The sequence below is a fragment of the Bdellovibrio sp. SBM16 genome, from assembly GCF_056175625.1.
The window spans coordinates 242,356-259,166 of record NZ_JBJKJG010000001.1 but is presented as its reverse complement, the minus strand read 5'-3'; the positions used below and the strand labels follow the sequence as shown (position 1 = coordinate 259,166).

At 40.5% G+C, this 16,811-nt stretch carries 20 protein-coding genes and 1 tRNA gene; 7 read left to right on the top strand and 14 right to left on the bottom strand.

Translation table 11 applies throughout. The features are described from left to right. Window positions 1–37: 37 nt before the first annotated feature. Genes AC04MM_RS01165 through AC04MM_RS01150 form a run of 4 tightly spaced genes read left to right on the top strand, consistent with a single transcriptional unit; the run spans window position 38 to window position 3,658 of the window. Entirely contained in the window at window positions 38–436 is a 399-nt protein-coding gene (locus tag AC04MM_RS01165) for a thiol-disulfide oxidoreductase DCC family protein (RefSeq protein ID WP_475378479.1), read from the top strand. Beyond that, complete coding sequence (locus tag AC04MM_RS01160) at window positions 433–861, top strand: hypothetical protein (RefSeq protein ID WP_475378478.1); 429 nt, start codon at window positions 433–435, stop codon at window positions 859–861. Before AC04MM_RS01165 ends, AC04MM_RS01160 begins: the two co-directional genes overlap by 4 nt. Next, window positions 858–2,351, top strand: a complete 1,494-nt coding sequence (locus AC04MM_RS01155) for a cryptochrome/photolyase family protein (RefSeq protein ID WP_475378477.1) — start codon at window positions 858–860, stop codon at window positions 2,349–2,351. Before AC04MM_RS01160 ends, AC04MM_RS01155 begins: the two co-directional genes overlap by 4 nt. A gap of 5 nt (window positions 2,352–2,356) precedes the next feature. Further along, window positions 2,357–3,658, top strand: coding sequence for an ABC1 kinase family protein (locus AC04MM_RS01150; RefSeq protein ID WP_475378476.1), 1,302 nt, complete (start codon window positions 2,357–2,359; stop codon window positions 3,656–3,658). Here AC04MM_RS01150 and AC04MM_RS01145 read toward each other — a convergent pair. Next, window positions 3,637–4,404 (bottom strand): 2-oxo acid dehydrogenase subunit E2, encoded by a 768-nt coding sequence (locus AC04MM_RS01145; RefSeq protein WP_475378475.1) that lies wholly within the window; start codon window positions 4,402–4,404, stop codon window positions 3,637–3,639. The genes AC04MM_RS01150 and AC04MM_RS01145 overlap by 22 nt on opposite strands. 66 nt (window positions 4,405–4,470) lie before the next feature. Between AC04MM_RS01145 and AC04MM_RS01140 the strand changes: the two genes are divergently transcribed. Both AC04MM_RS01140 and AC04MM_RS01135 read left to right on the top strand, forming a co-directional pair. Beyond that, complete coding sequence (locus tag AC04MM_RS01140; protein WP_475378474.1) at window positions 4,471–4,776, top strand: TIGR03643 family protein; 306 nt, start codon at window positions 4,471–4,473, stop codon at window positions 4,774–4,776. Next, complete coding sequence (locus AC04MM_RS01135) at window positions 4,776–5,807, top strand: class I SAM-dependent methyltransferase (protein WP_475378473.1); 1,032 nt, start codon at window positions 4,776–4,778, stop codon at window positions 5,805–5,807. The genes AC04MM_RS01140 and AC04MM_RS01135 overlap by 1 nt, the downstream gene beginning before the upstream one ends. Here the strand turns inward: AC04MM_RS01135 and AC04MM_RS01130 are convergent. The 5 genes from AC04MM_RS01130 to AC04MM_RS01110 all read right to left on the bottom strand — a co-directional run bounded on the left by AC04MM_RS01130 (window position 5,804) and on the right by AC04MM_RS01110 (window position 11,174). After that, a complete protein-coding gene (locus AC04MM_RS01130; protein ID WP_475378472.1) occupies window positions 5,804–7,411 on the bottom strand; it encodes a methyl-accepting chemotaxis protein in 1,608 nt (535 codons plus the stop codon). The two genes, AC04MM_RS01135 and AC04MM_RS01130, sit on opposite strands and share 4 nt — an antisense overlap. Window positions 7,412–7,533: 122 nt before the next feature. After that, complete coding sequence (locus AC04MM_RS01125; protein ID WP_475378471.1) at window positions 7,534–8,214, bottom strand: response regulator transcription factor; 681 nt, start codon at window positions 8,212–8,214, stop codon at window positions 7,534–7,536. Then, window positions 8,211–9,815: a HAMP domain-containing sensor histidine kinase gene (locus AC04MM_RS01120; protein ID WP_475378470.1), complete on the bottom strand. Its 1,605-nt coding sequence runs from the start codon at window positions 9,813–9,815 to the stop codon at window positions 8,211–8,213. Before AC04MM_RS01120 ends, AC04MM_RS01125 begins: the two co-directional genes overlap by 4 nt. 91 nt (window positions 9,816–9,906) lie before the next feature. Beyond that, on the bottom strand, window positions 9,907–10,497 hold the full coding sequence (locus AC04MM_RS01115; RefSeq protein WP_475378469.1) for a phosphoribosyl-AMP cyclohydrolase: 591 nt from the start codon (window positions 10,495–10,497) through the stop codon (window positions 9,907–9,909). 110 nt (window positions 10,498–10,607) lie between these two features. Beyond that, the gene (locus AC04MM_RS01110) at window positions 10,608–11,174 is read right to left on the bottom strand and encodes a lipocalin family protein (protein WP_475378468.1); all 567 of its coding nucleotides are present in this window, start codon (window positions 11,172–11,174) and stop codon (window positions 10,608–10,610) included. A gap of 179 nt (window positions 11,175–11,353) precedes the next feature. On the opposite strand from AC04MM_RS01110, the gene AC04MM_RS01105 reads away from it, so the two are divergent. Beyond that, entirely contained in the window at window positions 11,354–11,659 is a 306-nt protein-coding gene (locus tag AC04MM_RS01105) for a hypothetical protein (protein WP_475378467.1), read from the top strand. A gap of 84 nt (window positions 11,660–11,743) precedes the next feature. Here the strand turns inward: AC04MM_RS01105 and rplL are convergent, their stop codons facing one another. The 8 genes from rplL to tuf form a co-directional block, all read right to left on the bottom strand. Continuing rightward, on the bottom strand, window positions 11,744–12,115 hold the full coding sequence (rplL, locus tag AC04MM_RS01100) for a 50S ribosomal protein L7/L12 (protein ID WP_475378466.1): 372 nt from the start codon (window positions 12,113–12,115) through the stop codon (window positions 11,744–11,746). Window positions 12,116–12,151: 36 nt separating this feature from the next. After that, entirely contained in the window at window positions 12,152–12,679 is a 528-nt protein-coding gene (rplJ, locus tag AC04MM_RS01095) for a 50S ribosomal protein L10 (protein ID WP_475378465.1), read from the bottom strand. 194 nt (window positions 12,680–12,873) lie between these two features. Beyond that, complete coding sequence (gene rplA, locus AC04MM_RS01090) at window positions 12,874–13,575, bottom strand: 50S ribosomal protein L1 (RefSeq protein ID WP_475378464.1); 702 nt, start codon at window positions 13,573–13,575, stop codon at window positions 12,874–12,876. A 1-nt stretch (window position 13,576) separates the two neighbouring features. Continuing rightward, window positions 13,577–14,005: a 50S ribosomal protein L11 gene (gene rplK, locus AC04MM_RS01085; RefSeq protein ID WP_475378463.1), complete on the bottom strand. Its 429-nt coding sequence runs from the start codon at window positions 14,003–14,005 to the stop codon at window positions 13,577–13,579. Between the two features lie 226 nt (window positions 14,006–14,231). Continuing rightward, entirely contained in the window at window positions 14,232–14,792 is a 561-nt protein-coding gene (gene nusG / locus AC04MM_RS01080) for a transcription termination/antitermination protein NusG (protein ID WP_475378462.1), read from the bottom strand. 19 nt (window positions 14,793–14,811) lie between these two features. After that, window positions 14,812–15,189: a preprotein translocase subunit SecE gene (secE, locus tag AC04MM_RS01075; RefSeq protein WP_475378461.1), complete on the bottom strand. Its 378-nt coding sequence runs from the start codon at window positions 15,187–15,189 to the stop codon at window positions 14,812–14,814. A gap of 109 nt (window positions 15,190–15,298) precedes the next feature. Further along, window positions 15,299–15,374: transfer RNA gene (locus AC04MM_RS01070), tRNA-Trp, on the bottom strand. Window positions 15,375–15,591: 217 nt separating this feature from the next. After that, window positions 15,592–16,782 (bottom strand): elongation factor Tu, encoded by a 1,191-nt coding sequence (gene tuf, locus AC04MM_RS01065; RefSeq protein WP_475378460.1) that lies wholly within the window; start codon window positions 16,780–16,782, stop codon window positions 15,592–15,594. Window positions 16,783–16,811: the final 29 nt, after the last annotated feature.

The window sequence follows — 16,811 nt, the reverse complement described above, 5'->3', positions numbered from 1 at the left end:
ATAGTTCATACTACTATGAACTATATGTGAGGTCAATATGCAAGATCACAGTGTTCAAGTGTTTTATGATGGCTTATGCGTCCTATGCTCTAGCGAAATAAATCACTATAAAAAAATGAAAGGCGCTGAAAACATTAGGTTTGTTGATATTACAGGCTTTGACTTTGACGCCAAAAAAGAAGGTCTTGACCCTTTTCTTGTACATAAAGAACTTCACGCCAAAGACGAAAACGGACGCGTTTTTGTCGGCGTCGAAACTTTTATTTTAATTTGGTCAAAATTAGATAAGCTCAAATGGCTATCGCGCTTCGCGCAAAAATCCTTCGTAAAAAAAACACTTGAAGTAAATTACAAATTTTTTGTGAAAATCAGACCTTACCTTCCACGCAAAGCCTGCGCAGAAAGCCCCTACTGCGAAACAAGAGCTGTTAAATGAAAACTTTAGCGCTTAGCCTTAACCAAATGAGTGCAATCTATATGTGTGGAGTGATTTGGTTGATACAGCTGATTCACTATCCCAGCTTTTCAAACATTAATTCGAGATTATTCCAGCAGTTTCACTCGCAGCATACAGCAGTAATGGGTTTCATTGTGGGGCCGATCATGGCTATTGAACTCTTGGCGTCTCTTTGGCTGCTAAATTACGAAACCACCATCCTGAATCTAATCAACCTTGCTCTGGTCGTGGCGTTGTGGTTACTTACCTTCCTGGTCAGCGTACCTCTTCATAACAAACTCACTCACGGACAAGATTTGGTCATTATTCAGAGCCTGGTTCGAACGAATTGGCCTCGCACCATCCTTTGGACTGTGCGAGCCGGTTTGTCGAGCTATTTAACTCTTACAAGCTTAAAAATATGAAAACACTTCTAATTTTGGGAAACCAACTTTTTGATCCCGCAAAATATTTAAAAGATATACCAGCAAACACGCCTGTCTTTATAAGAGAAGACCTTGAATTGTGTACTCACTTCAAGTATCACAAGCACAAAATCATTTTTTTTCTTTCGGCCATGAGAAAATATGCCAAAGAAATTAAAGACCATGGTTTTTCAGTTCACTACGAAAAATTAGAAAAAAAGACAAAACTATCTTTTGATGAGTCTTTGGCTGCTTTTCTTAAAAAAAATAAATCGACACAACTAACATTCTTTGAAATCGAAGATAAATTTTTCGAAAAAAGAATCTTTACACTTTGCAAAGAAATGAACATTCAACCCGAAGTTCTGCCATCCCCCATGTTTTTGACAACTCGTCGACAATTTGCGGTCTACTTAGAAGGTACAAAAAAACCATTTATGAAAACATTTTACGAGTCACAACGTAAAAGGATGCAACTGATGGTAAATAAGGATGGCTCACCTATAGGGGGCCAGTGGAGTTTTGACGAAGAAAATCGCAAGCCTCTACCTAAAAGTTACAGCGAACATAAAATTGCTTTGTATAAGCATGACAAAATAGATATCGAGATTATAAATCTTGTCGAAGAACTATTTGCTGATCACCCCGGTCGAGGCGAAGACTATTGGCTGCCAACAGCTCGTGCTCAAGCCGTAGCTTGGTTAGAACAGTTTCTCAACGAAAGATTTAAAGATTTCGGCCCATACGAAGATGCCATATCTGAAGATTTCGATTTCATAAACCATTCGGTTTTAACTCCGTTTTTAAATACAGGACTGTTAACGCCTGAAGAGATCGTTCGCTCAGCACTTAGAGCCGGAAAAAGTAAGAATATTCCGATAAATTCATTAGAAGGATTTATTCGACAAGTCGTGGGATGGAGAGAGTTCATTCGCGGGATCTATCAAAACTACAGTGAAGTTCAGGATTCCACGAATCACTGGAACCACCAAAAAAGGTTAAATAAACACTGGTATACCGGCACAACAGGAATTCCGCCTTTAGATCACGTCATTAAAAAAGTTAATCGTCTCGGTTATGCTCACCATATTGAACGTCTTATGATTGTTGGATCATTAATGCTGCTATTAGAAATAAAGCCTGCAGAAGCTCACCGATGGTTTATGGAAATGTTCATCGACTCTTCAGACTGGGTCATGGGACCGAATGTGTATGGCATGGCTATCTTCAGCGATGGGGGAATATTTGCAACTAAGCCTTATTTTTGTGGTTCGAATTACTATCGCAAAATGGGTGGCTACAAAAGTGGTGAATGGCAAGATGCGGTCGATGGACTTTACTGGGGTTTTATTGAAAAACACAAAAATAATTTTTTGAAGAATCCCCGCCTGTCAATGATGGTTAAAACTGTTGAAAAAATGGATCCTGCCCGTAAGAAAAAAATCTTTGCCGCCGCCGATAAACTAAAAAAACATATCACAATAGGTTAAATACAATGAGCCAGTCTTTAAGTAACAAATTTAAACGCGCTTTTGAAATCACTAAGATGGCCACCCGGGTCGGCATGAAAGAATTGACTTCAGGAGATCTGCAGTCTCGAGTTGAACAGGCCAAAATCATCACGGAGAGCTTGAGTCAACTTCGCGGGGCCGCCATGAAAGCCGGACAGCTATTGAGCCTCGACCTTGAAGATTATTTTCCACCTGAGGCTATTAAAATACTATCACAACTCCAAAACAGCGTCACGGAGATGCCAGATATTGATATTCGAAAAATTCTAATTCAGAATTTGATGCCTTTGCAGTACCAACAAATTACTCAACTGACGGTTACTCCGTTTGCTGCCGCTTCAATGGGGCAAGTGTACAGAGCGCAGCTTAAATTATCTTCTGACGAAAAGCCCATTTCGGTCGTGTTTAAAGTTTTATACCCTGGTCTTAAAGATTCGGTGGCAAGCGACATCGCCCTGCTCAAGCGAGCCATGTGGGCCTTTTGTAAAATGACCGGCCGAGACATGAATTTAGATCCCTTGTTCAGTGAGATCGAAACTGTGTTAAAAGCAGAAATGGATTACGTTCACGAAAAACAGGCTTACCAAAAGTTTCACGCGCTCACTGAAGAAAAGGCCTGGCCGTACTTAAAAGTGAAAACTCCTGTTGTTATCAATGATTTTTGCACAGATAGTTTTTTGTGCCTGAGTTACGAATCCGGTTTGCCATTAAAAACCTGGCTAGATACCCAACCGCCGCAGCAGGCCAGAGAACAGCTTGCTCTGACTCTGCTGGATTTATATCTCACAGAGTTCTTTGATTGGGGCTTCGTACAAACAGATCCTAATCCGGCAAACTTTATCATCCAAGATCAAACTTTGGTTGCCCTCGATTTTGGAGCTGCCAAGTTTTATGAATCTTCATTTAGAAAACGCTACGTCGATCTTTTAAGAACCATTAAATCTTTAGATGAAAAAGCGATTATCGATGAGGCTATCGCCTTTGGCCTTATAAGCGCCAAAGAGTCTAAAGAAGCTTTTGCGACGTTTACCGAGTTATTAAAGCTGGGCGTGCAACCGTTTTTAAACGAAGCTGTTTTTAATTTCAGTGATGACCAATTCCTTAAAGAAAACTCTAGATTGTCAAAACTACTGTTGAGCCAGCTTAAATACTCACCACCACCCCACCAATTGATTTTTTTGCACAGAAAGTTGGGTGGAATTTACGCCATTCTTCGGAAAATGCAGGTAAAAATTGATGTTAATCAATTTTGGCGCCGCATAGATCAGGTGGCCATTAAAGAGTAAAATGATTTTTCAAAATCGTTGAGCATTTTTGCCGCGTGTGATCCATCAAACAGGCGATGATCGAAGGTTATACCCAAGTGAGCTATTTTCCGAATAGCCATTTGCCCTTGGTGCACTTTGACTTCTTCACCTACTTTTCCTAACGAGACCATCAAAGCCGGGCGCGCCAAAGGAACCAGAGGTAAAAGAGCTTTTTTGATGCCGAGAGAGCCCACATTAGAAACAATAACAGAACCAAAAGGCCTTAGCGGAATATACCGACTTTTTACAGGTACTTTAGCTTCATAAATTAGAAGAGCATAAAGCTTAAGAAAAAATTTAAGTAAGAACTTGGGCAAAACTGCAATTAGGCTTAAAATAGGCCCTAGATGGGGATCCTGTCTTTTTCTTACCAGACCTGCTTTTACTTCTATTTGCTCCGTAATTTCATTCACGCTTAACTGATCCGAGTTATTTATATTTAGAACGGATAGGTCTTTCTTTACATCCGGAATATTGACCATAACCGAAATGCAATGATCTTGCCGCAAACTGACTCTTCCCCATTTTATGATTGATCTCAGCTCAGCGTTAGCCTGCATCGTTTCACCTAATGCTTTAACCACGAAAGATAAAAGCTGCGAAGGCCCTGGCTTTAATTCAGTAACGTCTAATTCAACAAAACCGTAAACCGAGGGATCCCCCTGGTTATGCCATAATGAAGCGGCCAGTTTTCTGAATAATGAATTTTTTGTTTGATCAAACACAGTCACCCCAAGTTCTGCCTTGAAAAGTAGTTTAACATGAATTAAACTACTTTTGTAGAGGTGTTTTTGGGATTATCAAAGTCTACTAAAAATAAGTTCGATCTCCTGTCTCAAGCCGATATTGATAGACTCCTTCGGATGGGATGGGAAGATCGAACGACCTTTGAAGCTATAAAGCAACAGTTTGATCTATCCCCGAACGAGTTTGTTAAAGTTATGCGCCGTCACTTAGAGCCGCTGGCCTTTAAACGGTGGCGCAGACGAGTTTTTACACAAGGTCGCCTGAAAAACGAAATCAAACGGGGCTTTAAAACAACTCGTTTTAAATGTTCGAGACAGTCTGTAGACGGTCTTACAAAAGGATGGAAATAATGCTGAAGAACTTCGCCTATGCCTATTCTGTTTTACGCAGTGTTAACTATTTTACGCAAAGCTCGCTCCTCCCTCTTGTTGAATACGCCGCAACCAAAAAAACTTCGCGTGATCCTGCACAGCTAAAAGATCAGTTAACGGCCAGTCTTCCGAAGCTCGATCAATTGTTTAAAAGGGATGCGCAAAACATTGCCAGTGGTGTTTATCCTGCGAAGGTTCTGTTTGAAGAGTCACCCGTGTCGCATTACGCGCGCATCCCGCTTTTATTGAAAGATGCGTTTCGTGCAGCCAAACAGCGCAATCAAAAAAAAGCTCACGTGTTTAAAGAAACCGAAAAAGACTATCTCGACACAATGCCTGAATATTTCTTGCGAAATTTTCACTTTCAAAAAGATGGCTACCTCAGTGATGAGTCGGCAGCTCTTTACGATCATCAGGTTGAGGTTCTTTTTGCTGGTACGGCAAATGCCATGAGAAGAATGCTTATTCCGGCACTTAAGAGACACTTTCAAACGACCACCGGCGAAGGTCTGCATTTTCTTGAGGTGGGCTCTGGCACAGGCTCCCTCACTAGATTTATTGCCATGGCTTTACCAAAGGCTCAAATTACATGTGTAGATCTCAGCCCGCATTACCTGGCACGCGCAAAAGCTAAACTCAAGAATTTTAAAAGAATCGGTTTTCTGGCGGGAAAAGCTGAAGATCTTAATTTTAAAAATAACTCTTTTGATGCCGTCTTCTCTTGTTATTTATTTCACGAGCTTCCTCAGGAGGTACGACGTCAGGCACTGGCTGAAAAACTGCGAGTTCTTAAGCCCTCAGGGCTGCTGGGCATTACTGATTCAATTCAAAAAGACGATGATCCATCGCTTAACTGGGCTCTTCAACAGTTTCCGACGCAGTTCCACGAACCGTTTTATAAGAACTACGTCGAAAATAAAATTGAAGATGAATTAGCCAACCTTCAGGTTCAACAAGTAAACACTGAGATTGGCTTTCTAACAAAACTCGTAACGGCTACTAAGGTCTAAAACTTGGCCTTACTGACAAGTACTTTAAGATCGGTAGCAATCGACTGAATGACATTACCTGATTTAAGTGTTTGCTCTGCCAAAGCACTGCCCTGAACTGCAATATCGCTAAGGCTGTTGATCTTTTGGTTAATGCCACCCATTTTTTCGCTTACAGTTAAAGTAACCCTTGATAGTTCATTTGTCGTGGCAGTTTGTTCCTCGACAGCTGCCGCAATTGTGCCGGCGATACCGTTAAAGCTGGCAACGGCTTCAGAGATTTCTGAAATTGCTTCGATAGCCGTTTGTGAGTCACTCTGAATCGCCGAAATTTTGGATGAGATATCGGCCGTAGCCTTGCTGGTCTGACGGGCTAGCTCTTTGACTTCATTGGCAACCACCGCAAACCCTTTACCGGCCTCACCGGCCCGTGCTGCTTCGATTGTAGCGTTCAGAGCCAGTAAATTTGTTTGTTGGGCAATCGTACTAATAACTTTTAACACCTCGCCGATTTCAAGACTGCTTCGGCCCAAGCGTGCTATGTCTGCATTGGCTTTTTGTGCGATTTCAAGCGTTTGGCGAGACATTTGAGAAGACTCATTTGTTGATCTTGAAATTTCACGGATAGATGCAACCATTTCCTCGGTGTTGGACGCAACCATACGAACACCACCCAGAACTTCACCTGCCATCTCTGAGGCTTCTTTGGCCTTAAGAGTAGTCGTGCTTACATTTTCATACATACGCTGAGAAGCGGCATCAAGTTTAATCGCGTGGTTTTCTAAATCTTTAGATGTTTCACCGGTTGAGATAGTCAAATGCTTGAGTTGAACCAGCTGAGTAATATCTGTGGCATACTTGACAACTTTCAACGGGCGCCCATTCGTATCTAAAATCGGATTATATGATGCCTGTATCCAGATTTCTTTTCCGGTTTTTGTCAGTCTTTTATATTCTTTGGATTCAAACTCGCCGCGATTAAGTTTTTCCCAAAATTCTTTATATTCATTTGAATTTGCGTAATCAGGAGCACAAAACATTCTGTGGTGTCGACCTATGATCTCTTCTTTTGAATATTCTAACACTTTTAGAAAATTCGAGTTGGCATTCAAGATATGGCCATCCATGGTAAACTCAATAACAGCCTGAGATTTATCTATGGCTGTAACTCGGCTTTCATAGTCATTATCCTGCATTTTCTGCTGAGTGATATCTGTCGCAAATTTAATAACTTTGTAAGGGCGACCATCTGATCCGAAAACCGGATTGTAAGTGGCCTGAATCCAAACCACTTTTTTGTCTTTTGTGATACGTTTATACGTTCTTGACTCAAACTCGCCTAACTTCAGCTTAGTCCAAAAATTTCGATACTCTTCGCTTGCAGCAAATTTTTCGTCACAGAAAATCTTGTGATGGCTGCCGACCACTTCGCTAAAGCTGTAACCCATCAGCTTCAAAAAATTTTCATTTGCGCTTAAAATCCTTCCTTCAAGATCAAACTCGATGACCGCAAAAGATTTATTGATGGCCATCCAGGCTCCGCTGACGTCAGGGCCTTTAAGGGTGTAATTCAGCCCAGATGGATTTAATGTTTTATTAAAATTAAAAAATGATAATGCTCCCATGTTCTACCTCTCTATTCGTCAAATAGTTCGGTGTGAACAGAAAAAATCTGGAAGATTTTTAGGGAAATTAATGCAATTTTAATCTACGAAGTACTGTTGTATTATTTTGATACTGCTGGCTTTTACTTTGTTTCTTCACTGATGCAATAGCCAAAACCTCTTACTGTCTTGATCAGCGGCTGCTCATCTTTGGTGTCGATTTTTTCACGTAGCTTTTTAATGTAAACGTCGACGATGTTTGTAAGTGGGTCTTCATTAATATCCCAGACATTAGCCAGTATTCGCTCTCTGCTAAAAACTTTTTGTGGATTAGAAATCAACAGCTCTAGAATCGCAAGCTCTTTTGGTGTTAGTGAAATTATACGTCTGCCCCTGGTAACTTCCAAAGTTTCCATGTCCAGAGTCAAATCAAGAACCTGATACTTTCTGGTTGTCGGTTCGTTTCCGGGTCTTCTGATGACCGCCTCTATGCGGGCAATGAGCTCTTCGAATTCGAACGGTTTAGGAATATAATCATCAGCTCCCATTTTAAGACCTTCAATGCGTTCGCTGACCTGCGATAGGGCCGAAAGAATAATCACGCGTGACTTACTTTTGTTAGCTCTGATTTGCTGCAAAACTTCCATGCCATCAAGCACCGGCAGCATTCTGTCCAAGATAATAATATCGGGCTTTTCCGAAAGAGCCAGGCGCAACCCCAAATCGCCCTTGTCCGCGTGTATTGTCGTATATCCTTCACCCTTCAGTCCACGAACCAGAAAATTTGCAACTCTTGAGTCGTCTTCGACTACTAAAATTTTCATTGATGTACTCCTTCTAAGGGCAATGAAACTATAATGTTAAAATAATCTGGCTCTTGCGGCTGCGCTACAATTGAACCATAGTGAGAGCTTACAATCTTCTCAGCTAAAAACAGTCCTATCCCTAAACCGTCTGGCTTTAAAACTCTGGCTTTATGGCTTCGATAGTAGCGGTCAAAAATTTTCTGATAGTCTATATCCTCTAAACTTAAACATTTGTTTTTTACAACTAATTCGACGGCATTGTCAGTAGTTCGGCACATGACCTCAATGCGTGAACCAGCAGTACTGTATCTAATTGCATTGTCGAACAAAATCAGCAGAAGTTGAGTGACTCGGTCGTAATCAACCAAAACTTTTTTATTATTATCAAGGCCATTATTTATTTCAAAATTAGCTTCAGAATTTGGGTCTGAAATCTTTAATGCTTCTTTCACAGCACTGCTTAAAATGTCAGTCCCTTCATTTTTAAGATTGACCCTGAAAATATCACTGTCTGTACGCGCCAATAAAAGTAAGTCTTCGATTCTATTGGAAAGCTGACGGCCAATAATCTGAATATTCTTTAGTGTCTCTTTGTAAGTTTCGATATCTTTGTCGGCGCCCCTGAGAGTTACAGAAGATTCTCCTAAAATCGCCGTAGCCGGCGTTTTTAACTCGTGAGAGATATTTGATAAGAATATTTTTCTTTCAAATTCAGATCGCTGAAGCTTATCGACGGCGGCTTTAAGCTCTGAGGTTCGATCTTGAATTTCTTTTTCGATTTCTATTCTTTTTTTGATTTCATCATTACGTGATTTTTGCAGTTCCGTCGCCATTTCGTTTATTTTAGTCGCAACCAGGCCAAATTCATTGTTAAACGTTTCAGGAATCCGGTAGGCCATATTACCTTTAGAAAACTCTTGTGCGGCCTGAACTAGCTCTACGATGGGCTGTCTCACTGACTTTTGAATCATACTTAACAGAATTATTGTTAAAGTGAGTATGATCACGGTCAGAGCATAAACAGAATTGTTGAAATAGTCGATGTAGTTCTTGGCCGTTGTTTCAGCCTCCGTGGCCCGCAGTTTCTGTATTTCAATGGCATTGTTAATTAATTTTCGCAGATCATTACCATCTAGGTTATCAAAGATTTTGATCATAAAAATCCAAGCATCGCCCGGATTTCTATAAATACCTTTTGAAATCTTCATCACCTCATCTTCTAAGGCCTTAATATTTTCTTTCAAAGTGGCATAGCGCTGCATCTGCTCGTTAATGATTATTACCTCAGCTGAATTTCCTCGATTTAACTCAAGATCTCGCTGCAAAAGTTGACTTAAATTGTTTAAGCTGGAATTCATTTTGAAAAGCAGGGTATTACGAACTTCGGTCGAAGAATCATTGGTCAAAAGATACTGAGCAAACCACACTTTTAAGCGCTGCTTGTTTCCACCTAAATCTATTAATTCAGTCAGGATTTTATTCGATATACGCCCTTTTTCGATATGGTAATCGGACTGTCTGGCTACCCAGAGAGTCAGCGCCGCTTGAATAAGCGCAAATGCCGACAGAAGGATAAATGAAAACTTAATCTGATTTGTAAATTTATGAAAAATTCTCATATATCACCTCTAACAGCTTCAAATATAGTCTACAGAAAATTGGGCCGTTAAAAACAAAAAAGCCCCGACTAAGCGGGGCTAGGACTTTGTTCTAGTCAGCCTTAGCAATATTGTCGGGCTGATATGGAAGCGACGAATGATGCAGAACTATTCGAAGTTTGCCATTTGTGTCTTTTTTAAAGCCCCAGGTCTTGTCAACTTTAGTGACCTTGCCAGTTTTGTCGGTCAAAATCACGTGCCCCATGGTAATAGCCATGTCGCCATTCAGGTAGACCCCGGCATTGCGGTAATCAAAAGTCTTCCAGCTTTTAAGCGCAAAGCCCGAATCCTGAGGAAAGGCTTTATTTCCGCCGACAAAATAAGCTAATGCCCCGTCACGAGTGGTGCGAAACGTCTGCTCTCCCGAAGCTAAAGTAGGCTTAAAAAGCACAGCCCCCAGGTTATATCCATAGGCGCTGTCGAGAATGGCCTCTGCAGTTTGTTTTGCTTTTCTGAAACCGTTTTTTTCATAGTCAGTGGCTATCTGAATAAGCCCTTTTCCCCAATTTTCCTGCGCTTGCTGAACTTCTTGCAAGCTGATCGAATTATTCACAACCTGACCGTACGTCGCTTGTTGTGTGCCCGCCTGAGCTAAAGTTCCGGCCGATAACGTAACCATTAACGAAGTTATTGCATTTTTCATTTATCCTCCCGAATTTCTATCTTCTTAAAATCAAGGTATCATCCGAGAGGTTTAAAAATCTTGAATAAAAAATTACTTTACTATGAACGAAAGATTAATTTTTCATTAACTTATCTTACAAATTCACAAAGCGGTATGCGCTTACCCAGACCATCAGACTGAACCGACGTTAAAATTTGACAGGTATCGTATCCTAAAGCTTTGTACTTTGATTCAATTTCAATAAATTTCGCCATTTCTAAGGTTGGGGTTCTTGCAAGAATCCATGCGTAATCAAGGTTAGGAGCTCCGATTAGCGCAACACTGTAATCTGGAGACACATCTAAAATCCAATAATCGCCTCCGAATGCAAAAACCCAAGTAATAATTTTAACGAAAGTAACTTTTAGTTTTGAATTTGAAGCGGTATCAACTACCTTTGCCCGTCCTTCGGCTGAGTCACGTTTTCCTGTATCAGTTTCACACGAATTTAAAACCTTAATCAGCCCTTTTTCTGCAAATGAATATTCAGCCGTTGTGTTTCTCACGCATTGTTTTTGGAATGATTGAGGAATGCTGGCCACTTCGTACCATTTGCCGATGTACCTATTAAGATCAACGTAATGAGCTGTTGGTATCTCTGAACGAGCTGCGACTGAAACTAAAGAAGTTAACATTATAAGACAAAATGTTTTCATAAAAACCTCCATTTCCCTACAGCTACCTCAAAAGTAGTTTAACGTCAACTAAACTACTTTTGAGTCATTCAGTAAAGTCGGCGTAGCAATTGCATGATGTTGAACTGTACCTGAACACACATGATGAAATTTAGATCTTGTGGCTAAAAGCCCCACGAAATCATGACGGAGCCTCAAAAATGGATCGAATCGTTTTTTCTTCAACTAAAAATGAATATTTAAAGGGCGTGTTTCAAAATCCAGGAGATATTCCTAAAGAATATGAACCGGTAGACTGTGATTTTACGGATGAGTTAGAGTTTGCAGTCATTAGACAGATTCCCGTCGAAGTTAAATACTGGAACTCAAAAGACGAGGTTCACTCTATTCGCGGCAAGATTATCGATATTTTCGCCCGTGATAAGGCCGAGTACATTAAGATGTCGAATCAGACTCTGATCCGTCTGGATCGCATTTCTTCGGTTCATATTCTGAACCCGCAATAATTATTGTTTAAAGAATTTAGGCAAAAAAAAGGGAAGACTATTGGTCTTCCCTTTCAAATTACGCTTTAAGATGCGTACGAGAAATTACTTGATAGTAACTTTCGCGCCGGCAGCTTCAAGAGCTTTTTTGATTTTTTCAGCGTCTTCTTTAGTTGCGCCTTCTTTAACAGCTTTGTTACCAGCTTCAACTAAACCTTTAGCTTCAGCTAAACCTAAACCAGTGATCGCACGAACTTCTTTGATCACGTTGATTTTGTTAGCGCCACCTTCAACTAAGATAACGTCGAAAGCAGTTTTTTCTTCAGCTGGTGCACCACCTGCAGCAGCGCCAGCAACCATTACTGGAGCAGCAGCAGAAACGCCCCACTTCTCTTCTAAAGCTTTTACTAATTCAGCGATTTCTAATACTGATTTTGCTGATAATTCTGTAACTAATTGTTCATTTGTCATTGCCATTTTAAATCTCCTTAAAAATTTAATTCTATAATTTTATTAAGCTTGAGGTGCCGCATCTGCAGGTGCTGCAGCTGGAGCTCCGTTTTTAGTAGCGTATTCGTTAAGAACACGTGCAAGTCTTGCACTTGGCTCTTTCATTAACATTAATAATTGAGCACGTAATTGATCTTTACCAGGTAATGTAGCAAGGAACTTGATTTTGTTTTGATCAAGAGCTTCGCCTTCCATCATACCAGATTTGATCTTAAGAGCTTCTACATCTTTACCGAATTCAGCTAGAGTTTTAGCTACGCCTACAACTTCGTTAAATGCGAAAACGATCGCATTTGTACCAGTTAAGTGTTCTGCTAAAGCTTTAGTTTGAACATCGTTTCCTGCGAAAGCGCGTTTAGCTAAAGTATTACGAACAACTTTCATCTCAGACTCAGCAGCGTGAAGCTTTTTACGTAAATTCGTAACTTGCTCCACTTTCATGCCTTTAAAGTCTACGACGAAAGCGCCTTTAGCCTGAGCGATTTTCTCAGAGATCAATTTGATGTCTGCATCTTTTTCTGATCTTAGCATTAGGTTTTCCTTTCGTTTTGATTTTAAGGCATCAGTAGAAAGGACAGCTTTGGTTGGTTCGCCTTCGGCGAACCTTTTTCCTGAAGATATCCGTCTCGGTTGGCAGCGACTCGAACTATTCAAGTCGCTATTAAATTCCTACGAAAACCAACTGTCTCTGACGCTATAATTTTATTAATAATAACCGACTCAGATTACTCTGAATCAGATCCTGCCATTGCTTCGTTAGCATCTAAACGGATCGATGGACCCATTGTAGAAGCTGCGTACATTGAGCGAAGGTAGATACCTTTAGATGTAGCTGGCTTAGCTTTAACAACTGTATTGATGAAAGCATCAAAGTTTTCTTTAAGCTTAGCTGCACCCATAGATTTACGACCGATAGAAGCGTGGATGATACCAGCTTTATCAACGCGGAAATCAAGTTTACCTTTTTTCTCTGCAGTAACGGCTTCAGTAACGTTCATAGTTACTGTACCAACTTTAGGATTTGGCATTAAACCACGAGGTCCAAGAACCTTAGCAACTTTTGAAACTGTCGCCATCATGTCCGGAGTCGCGATACATTTATCAAAATCTAACCAACCACCATTGATTTTTTCTACTAGGTCATCTGCACCTACGTAGTCTGCGCCAGCAGCTTTCGCTTCGTTCTCTTTAGGACCTTTAGCGAAAACAACTACGCGTACTGATTTACCTAAACCGTGAGGTAAGGCAATAGCACCACGAACTTGTTGATCAGATTGTTTAGGGTCGATACCTAATTTTACTGCTACGTCGATTGATTCATCGAATTTTGCAGGCGCTGTTTCAACAGCTAATTTGATACCTTCTGCGAAAGAATATTTTTTATTTGCATCAACTTTTTTTGCTGCTGCTTCAAATTTTTTACCCATCTTACACGCCCTCTACATCGATACCCATGCTCTTCGCAGTACCTGCTACTTGAGACATAGCTGATTCAACTTTTACACAGTTAAGATCAGGCAACTTAGTTGTTGCGATTGTTTTGATTTGGTCGGCTTTGATTTTACCAACTTTATCTTTTTGTGGCATTTTAGAACCTGATTCTAATTTTAATGCCTTTTTGATCAATGAAGATACCGGAGGCGTCTTAGTGATGAAAGTAAACGAACGGTCTTGGTAAACAGTGATGATGATAGGGATAATGCTATCACCTAACGCTTGCGTACGAGCGTTGAACTGCTTACAGAATTCCATAATGTTTACCCCATGCTGTCCAAGTGCCGGTCCAACGGGAGGAGCTGGATTCGCTTTCCCTGCCGGTATTTGCAATTTGATCATACCTGTAACTTTTTTTGCCATAGATTCCCACCTTGCAAAGGGTTAATTGTTATTCTGTGTATTTTTACACGAAGGGAGAATATAGCCCTAGCCGCGCGTCAGAGACAACAAAAAAGATGTAAATTTTTGACCTTTTTACGAATGAGAACGACGCTAAAAAATCGATCCAATTTTAACCGCCTAAAAACAAAAAAGCCATGGTATTAACCACGGCTTTTTGTTTAATTATGCTTAAAATTTAAGCTAATTAGTTCTTTGTAACCTGAACGAAATCAAGCTCAACCGGCGTTGGGCGACCGAAGATCGACACCAAAACCTTAACTTTGGCTTTTTCTTCGTTAATCTCTTCAACTGTACCGTTAAAGTTATTAAACGGACCATCAATAACAGTAACTTGGTCGCCGATGTTGTAGTTCGCTTTAGCTTTAGGTTTTTCAGCGATACCAGCCATTTGCTGAGTTACACGCATAACTTCGTGCTCAGGCACTTCCGGAGGACGAGTTTTTGCGCCACCTACGAAGCCAGAAACTTTAGAAGAGTTTTTAACTAAGTGCCAAGTTTGATCACTTAGAACCATTTGTACGAAAATATAACCCGGGAAGAATTTGCGCGATTTAGTTGTCTTTTGGCCTTTAACAAGCTCAACAACGCTTTCAGCTGGAATTAAAATTTCGCCGAATTGGCTTTCCATTTTATTGGTTTTAATTCTTTCTTCGATAGCCGCCTTAGCTGTGTTTTCACAACCAGTTTGCACATTGACGATGTACCATTTTTTTTCAGCTGCTTTTGGTGTTGTTTGATTTTCCAAACTACAACTCCTTTAAGAATTATTTAAGAAATTGGTTAAGTACGAAACCAGAAAAAAGATCGAATACGCTGATGATAATTGAAGAAATAAATACCATGATAATAACTACCACGGTCATCATGCGTGTGTCTTTAATTGGTGGCCATACAACTTTTTTAATTTCTGCAACAACTTCATCAGCCCATTGCAAAACGCCTTTATTAAATTGAAGTGAAGCAAATAAAACCACAGCTAACATCACTGGAAGACCGTGTTTAAATAAATCGTAATCAGAAAGTTTTGCGATTACACCGAAAGCTCCAGATAAAGCTCTGATTAATACAGATACGGTGAAACCAACTAGCGCCGCCAGCGAAAGAAAACATACCGTAATAAATTTTGAATTTGTTTTATCCATCCGTAAATTCCTTCTAATCAGTCTCTTGACTGAACTTTCTAAAATAGCATTCTTCTATGACTGCTACTTCTGATCATAAGAAACATTTTTGTGATTAGCACACAAAAAATGGCAGGGGCTGAGGGATTCGAACCCACGACCTAGTGATTTGGAGTCACTCGCTCTACCGCTGGAGCTAAACCCCTGCATGTACTTGTTTTCACTCGTACGAAACGCAAAATATACCCTTAAAAAGTCTAGCCGGACAAGCTTTATTTAGGTCCTGCCTGCCCTATGATCTTTCTCGGGACCTCTGATGCAAAGTTTAAAAGCTGAGCATTAAGGATTTAAGCAAAAAAAAAGACCGACTTTTCAGTCGGTCTTTTGGTTGATTTAAGCAAGGCTTAAAATCAAAGAGTATTACTACTCAACGATTTCAACAACAACGCCGGCACCAACAGTACGGCCACCCTCACGGATAGCGAAACGTAATTGCTGTTCCATAGCGATTGGAGTGATTAACTCAACGTTAATCTCAACTTTATCACCTGGCATAACCATTTCAGTACCAGCTTTAAGAGTTACAACACCTGTAACGTCAGTAGTACGGAAGTAGAATTGCGGACGGTAGTTTGTGAAGAATGGAGTATGACGGCCACCTTCTTCTTTAGTAAGGATGTACGCTTCTGCTTTGAATTTTTTGTGTGGTTTAACTGAACCTGGTTTAGCTAAAACTTGACCACGCTCAACTTCTTCTTTTTTAGTACCACGTAATAAAACACCGCAGTTATCGCCAGCTTGACCTTCATCTAACAACTTACGGAACATTTCGATACCAGTAACAGTTGTTTTTTGAGTAGGACGGATACCAACGATTTCGATCTCGTCATTTACTTTAACGATACCACGCTCAACACGGCCTGTAACAACAGTACCACGACCAGAGATAGAGAAAACGTCCTCTACTGGCATTAAGAATGTTTTGTCAGTAGCACGAACTGGTTCAGGGATGTAAGCATCACAAGCTTCCATTAATTTTAAGATAGATGGGCGGCCTAATTCAGAAGTATCACCTTCTAAACCTAATTTAGCAGAACCCTTTACGATTGGAATAGTATCGCCTGGGAATTCGTATTTAGATAATAATTCACGAACTTCCATCTCAACTAGCTCAAGTAAGTCTTTGTCGTCAACCATGTCACATTTGTTCATGAAAACAACTAGAGCTGGAACGCCAACCTGACGTGCTAATAAGATGTGTTCACGAGTTTGTGGCATAGGACCGTCAGCAGCAGAAACTACTAGGATCGCGCCATCCATTTGAGCGGCACCAGTGATCATGTTTTTTACGTAGTCAGCATGGCCTGGGCAGTCAACGTGAGCATAGTGACGTTTGTCAGTTTCGTACTCAACGTGAGTTGTAGAGATAGTGATACCACGCTCTTTTTCTTCTGGAGACTTATCGATTTGGTCGTAAGCCATTGCTTGCGCTTTACCTAGAGTCGCAAGAGTTGTTGTGATAGCAGCTGTTAAAGTTGTTTTACCGTGGTCAACGTGACCGATAGTGCCGATGTTAACATGCGGCTTACTTCTGTTAAATTTCTCTTTAGACATTTGTCCTCCTGCGAGAATGTTTTTATTTA

Excerpts from the sequence above, each read along its gene's own strand:
- AC04MM_RS01165 (WP_475378479.1), top strand. The coding sequence starts at position 38 with ATGCAAGATCACAGTGTTCAAGTGTTTTATGATGGCTTATGCGTCCTA.
- AC04MM_RS01160 (WP_475378478.1), top strand. The coding sequence starts at position 433 with ATGAAAACTTTAGCGCTTAGCCTTAACCAAATGAGTGCAATCTATATG.
- AC04MM_RS01155 (WP_475378477.1), top strand. The coding sequence starts at position 858 with ATGAAAACACTTCTAATTTTGGGAAACCAACTTTTTGATCCCGCAAAA.
- AC04MM_RS01150 (WP_475378476.1), top strand. The coding sequence starts at position 2,357 with ATGAGCCAGTCTTTAAGTAACAAATTTAAACGCGCTTTTGAAATCACT.
- AC04MM_RS01135 (WP_475378473.1), top strand. The coding sequence starts at position 4,776 with ATGCTGAAGAACTTCGCCTATGCCTATTCTGTTTTACGCAGTGTTAAC.
- AC04MM_RS01130 (WP_475378472.1), bottom strand. The coding sequence starts at position 7,411 with ATGGGAGCATTATCATTTTTTAATTTTAATAAAACATTAAATCCATCT.
- AC04MM_RS01125 (WP_475378471.1), bottom strand. The coding sequence starts at position 8,214 with ATGAAAATTTTAGTAGTCGAAGACGACTCAAGAGTTGCAAATTTTCTG.
- AC04MM_RS01120 (WP_475378470.1), bottom strand. The coding sequence starts at position 9,815 with ATGAGAATTTTTCATAAATTTACAAATCAGATTAAGTTTTCATTTATC.
- AC04MM_RS01115 (WP_475378469.1), bottom strand. The coding sequence starts at position 10,497 with ATGAAAAATGCAATAACTTCGTTAATGGTTACGTTATCGGCCGGAACT.
- AC04MM_RS01110 (WP_475378468.1), bottom strand. The coding sequence starts at position 11,174 with ATGAAAACATTTTGTCTTATAATGTTAACTTCTTTAGTTTCAGTCGCA.
- AC04MM_RS01105 (WP_475378467.1), top strand. The coding sequence starts at position 11,354 with ATGGATCGAATCGTTTTTTCTTCAACTAAAAATGAATATTTAAAGGGC.
- rplL (WP_475378466.1), bottom strand. The coding sequence starts at position 12,115 with ATGGCAATGACAAATGAACAATTAGTTACAGAATTATCAGCAAAATCA.
- rplJ (WP_475378465.1), bottom strand. The coding sequence starts at position 12,679 with ATGCTAAGATCAGAAAAAGATGCAGACATCAAATTGATCTCTGAGAAA.
- rplA (WP_475378464.1), bottom strand. The coding sequence starts at position 13,575 with ATGGGTAAAAAATTTGAAGCAGCAGCAAAAAAAGTTGATGCAAATAAA.
- rplK (WP_475378463.1), bottom strand. The coding sequence starts at position 14,005 with ATGGCAAAAAAAGTTACAGGTATGATCAAATTGCAAATACCGGCAGGG.
- secE (WP_475378461.1), bottom strand. The coding sequence starts at position 15,189 with ATGGATAAAACAAATTCAAAATTTATTACGGTATGTTTTCTTTCGCTG.
- tuf (WP_475378460.1), bottom strand. The coding sequence starts at position 16,782 with ATGTCTAAAGAGAAATTTAACAGAAGTAAGCCGCATGTTAACATCGGC.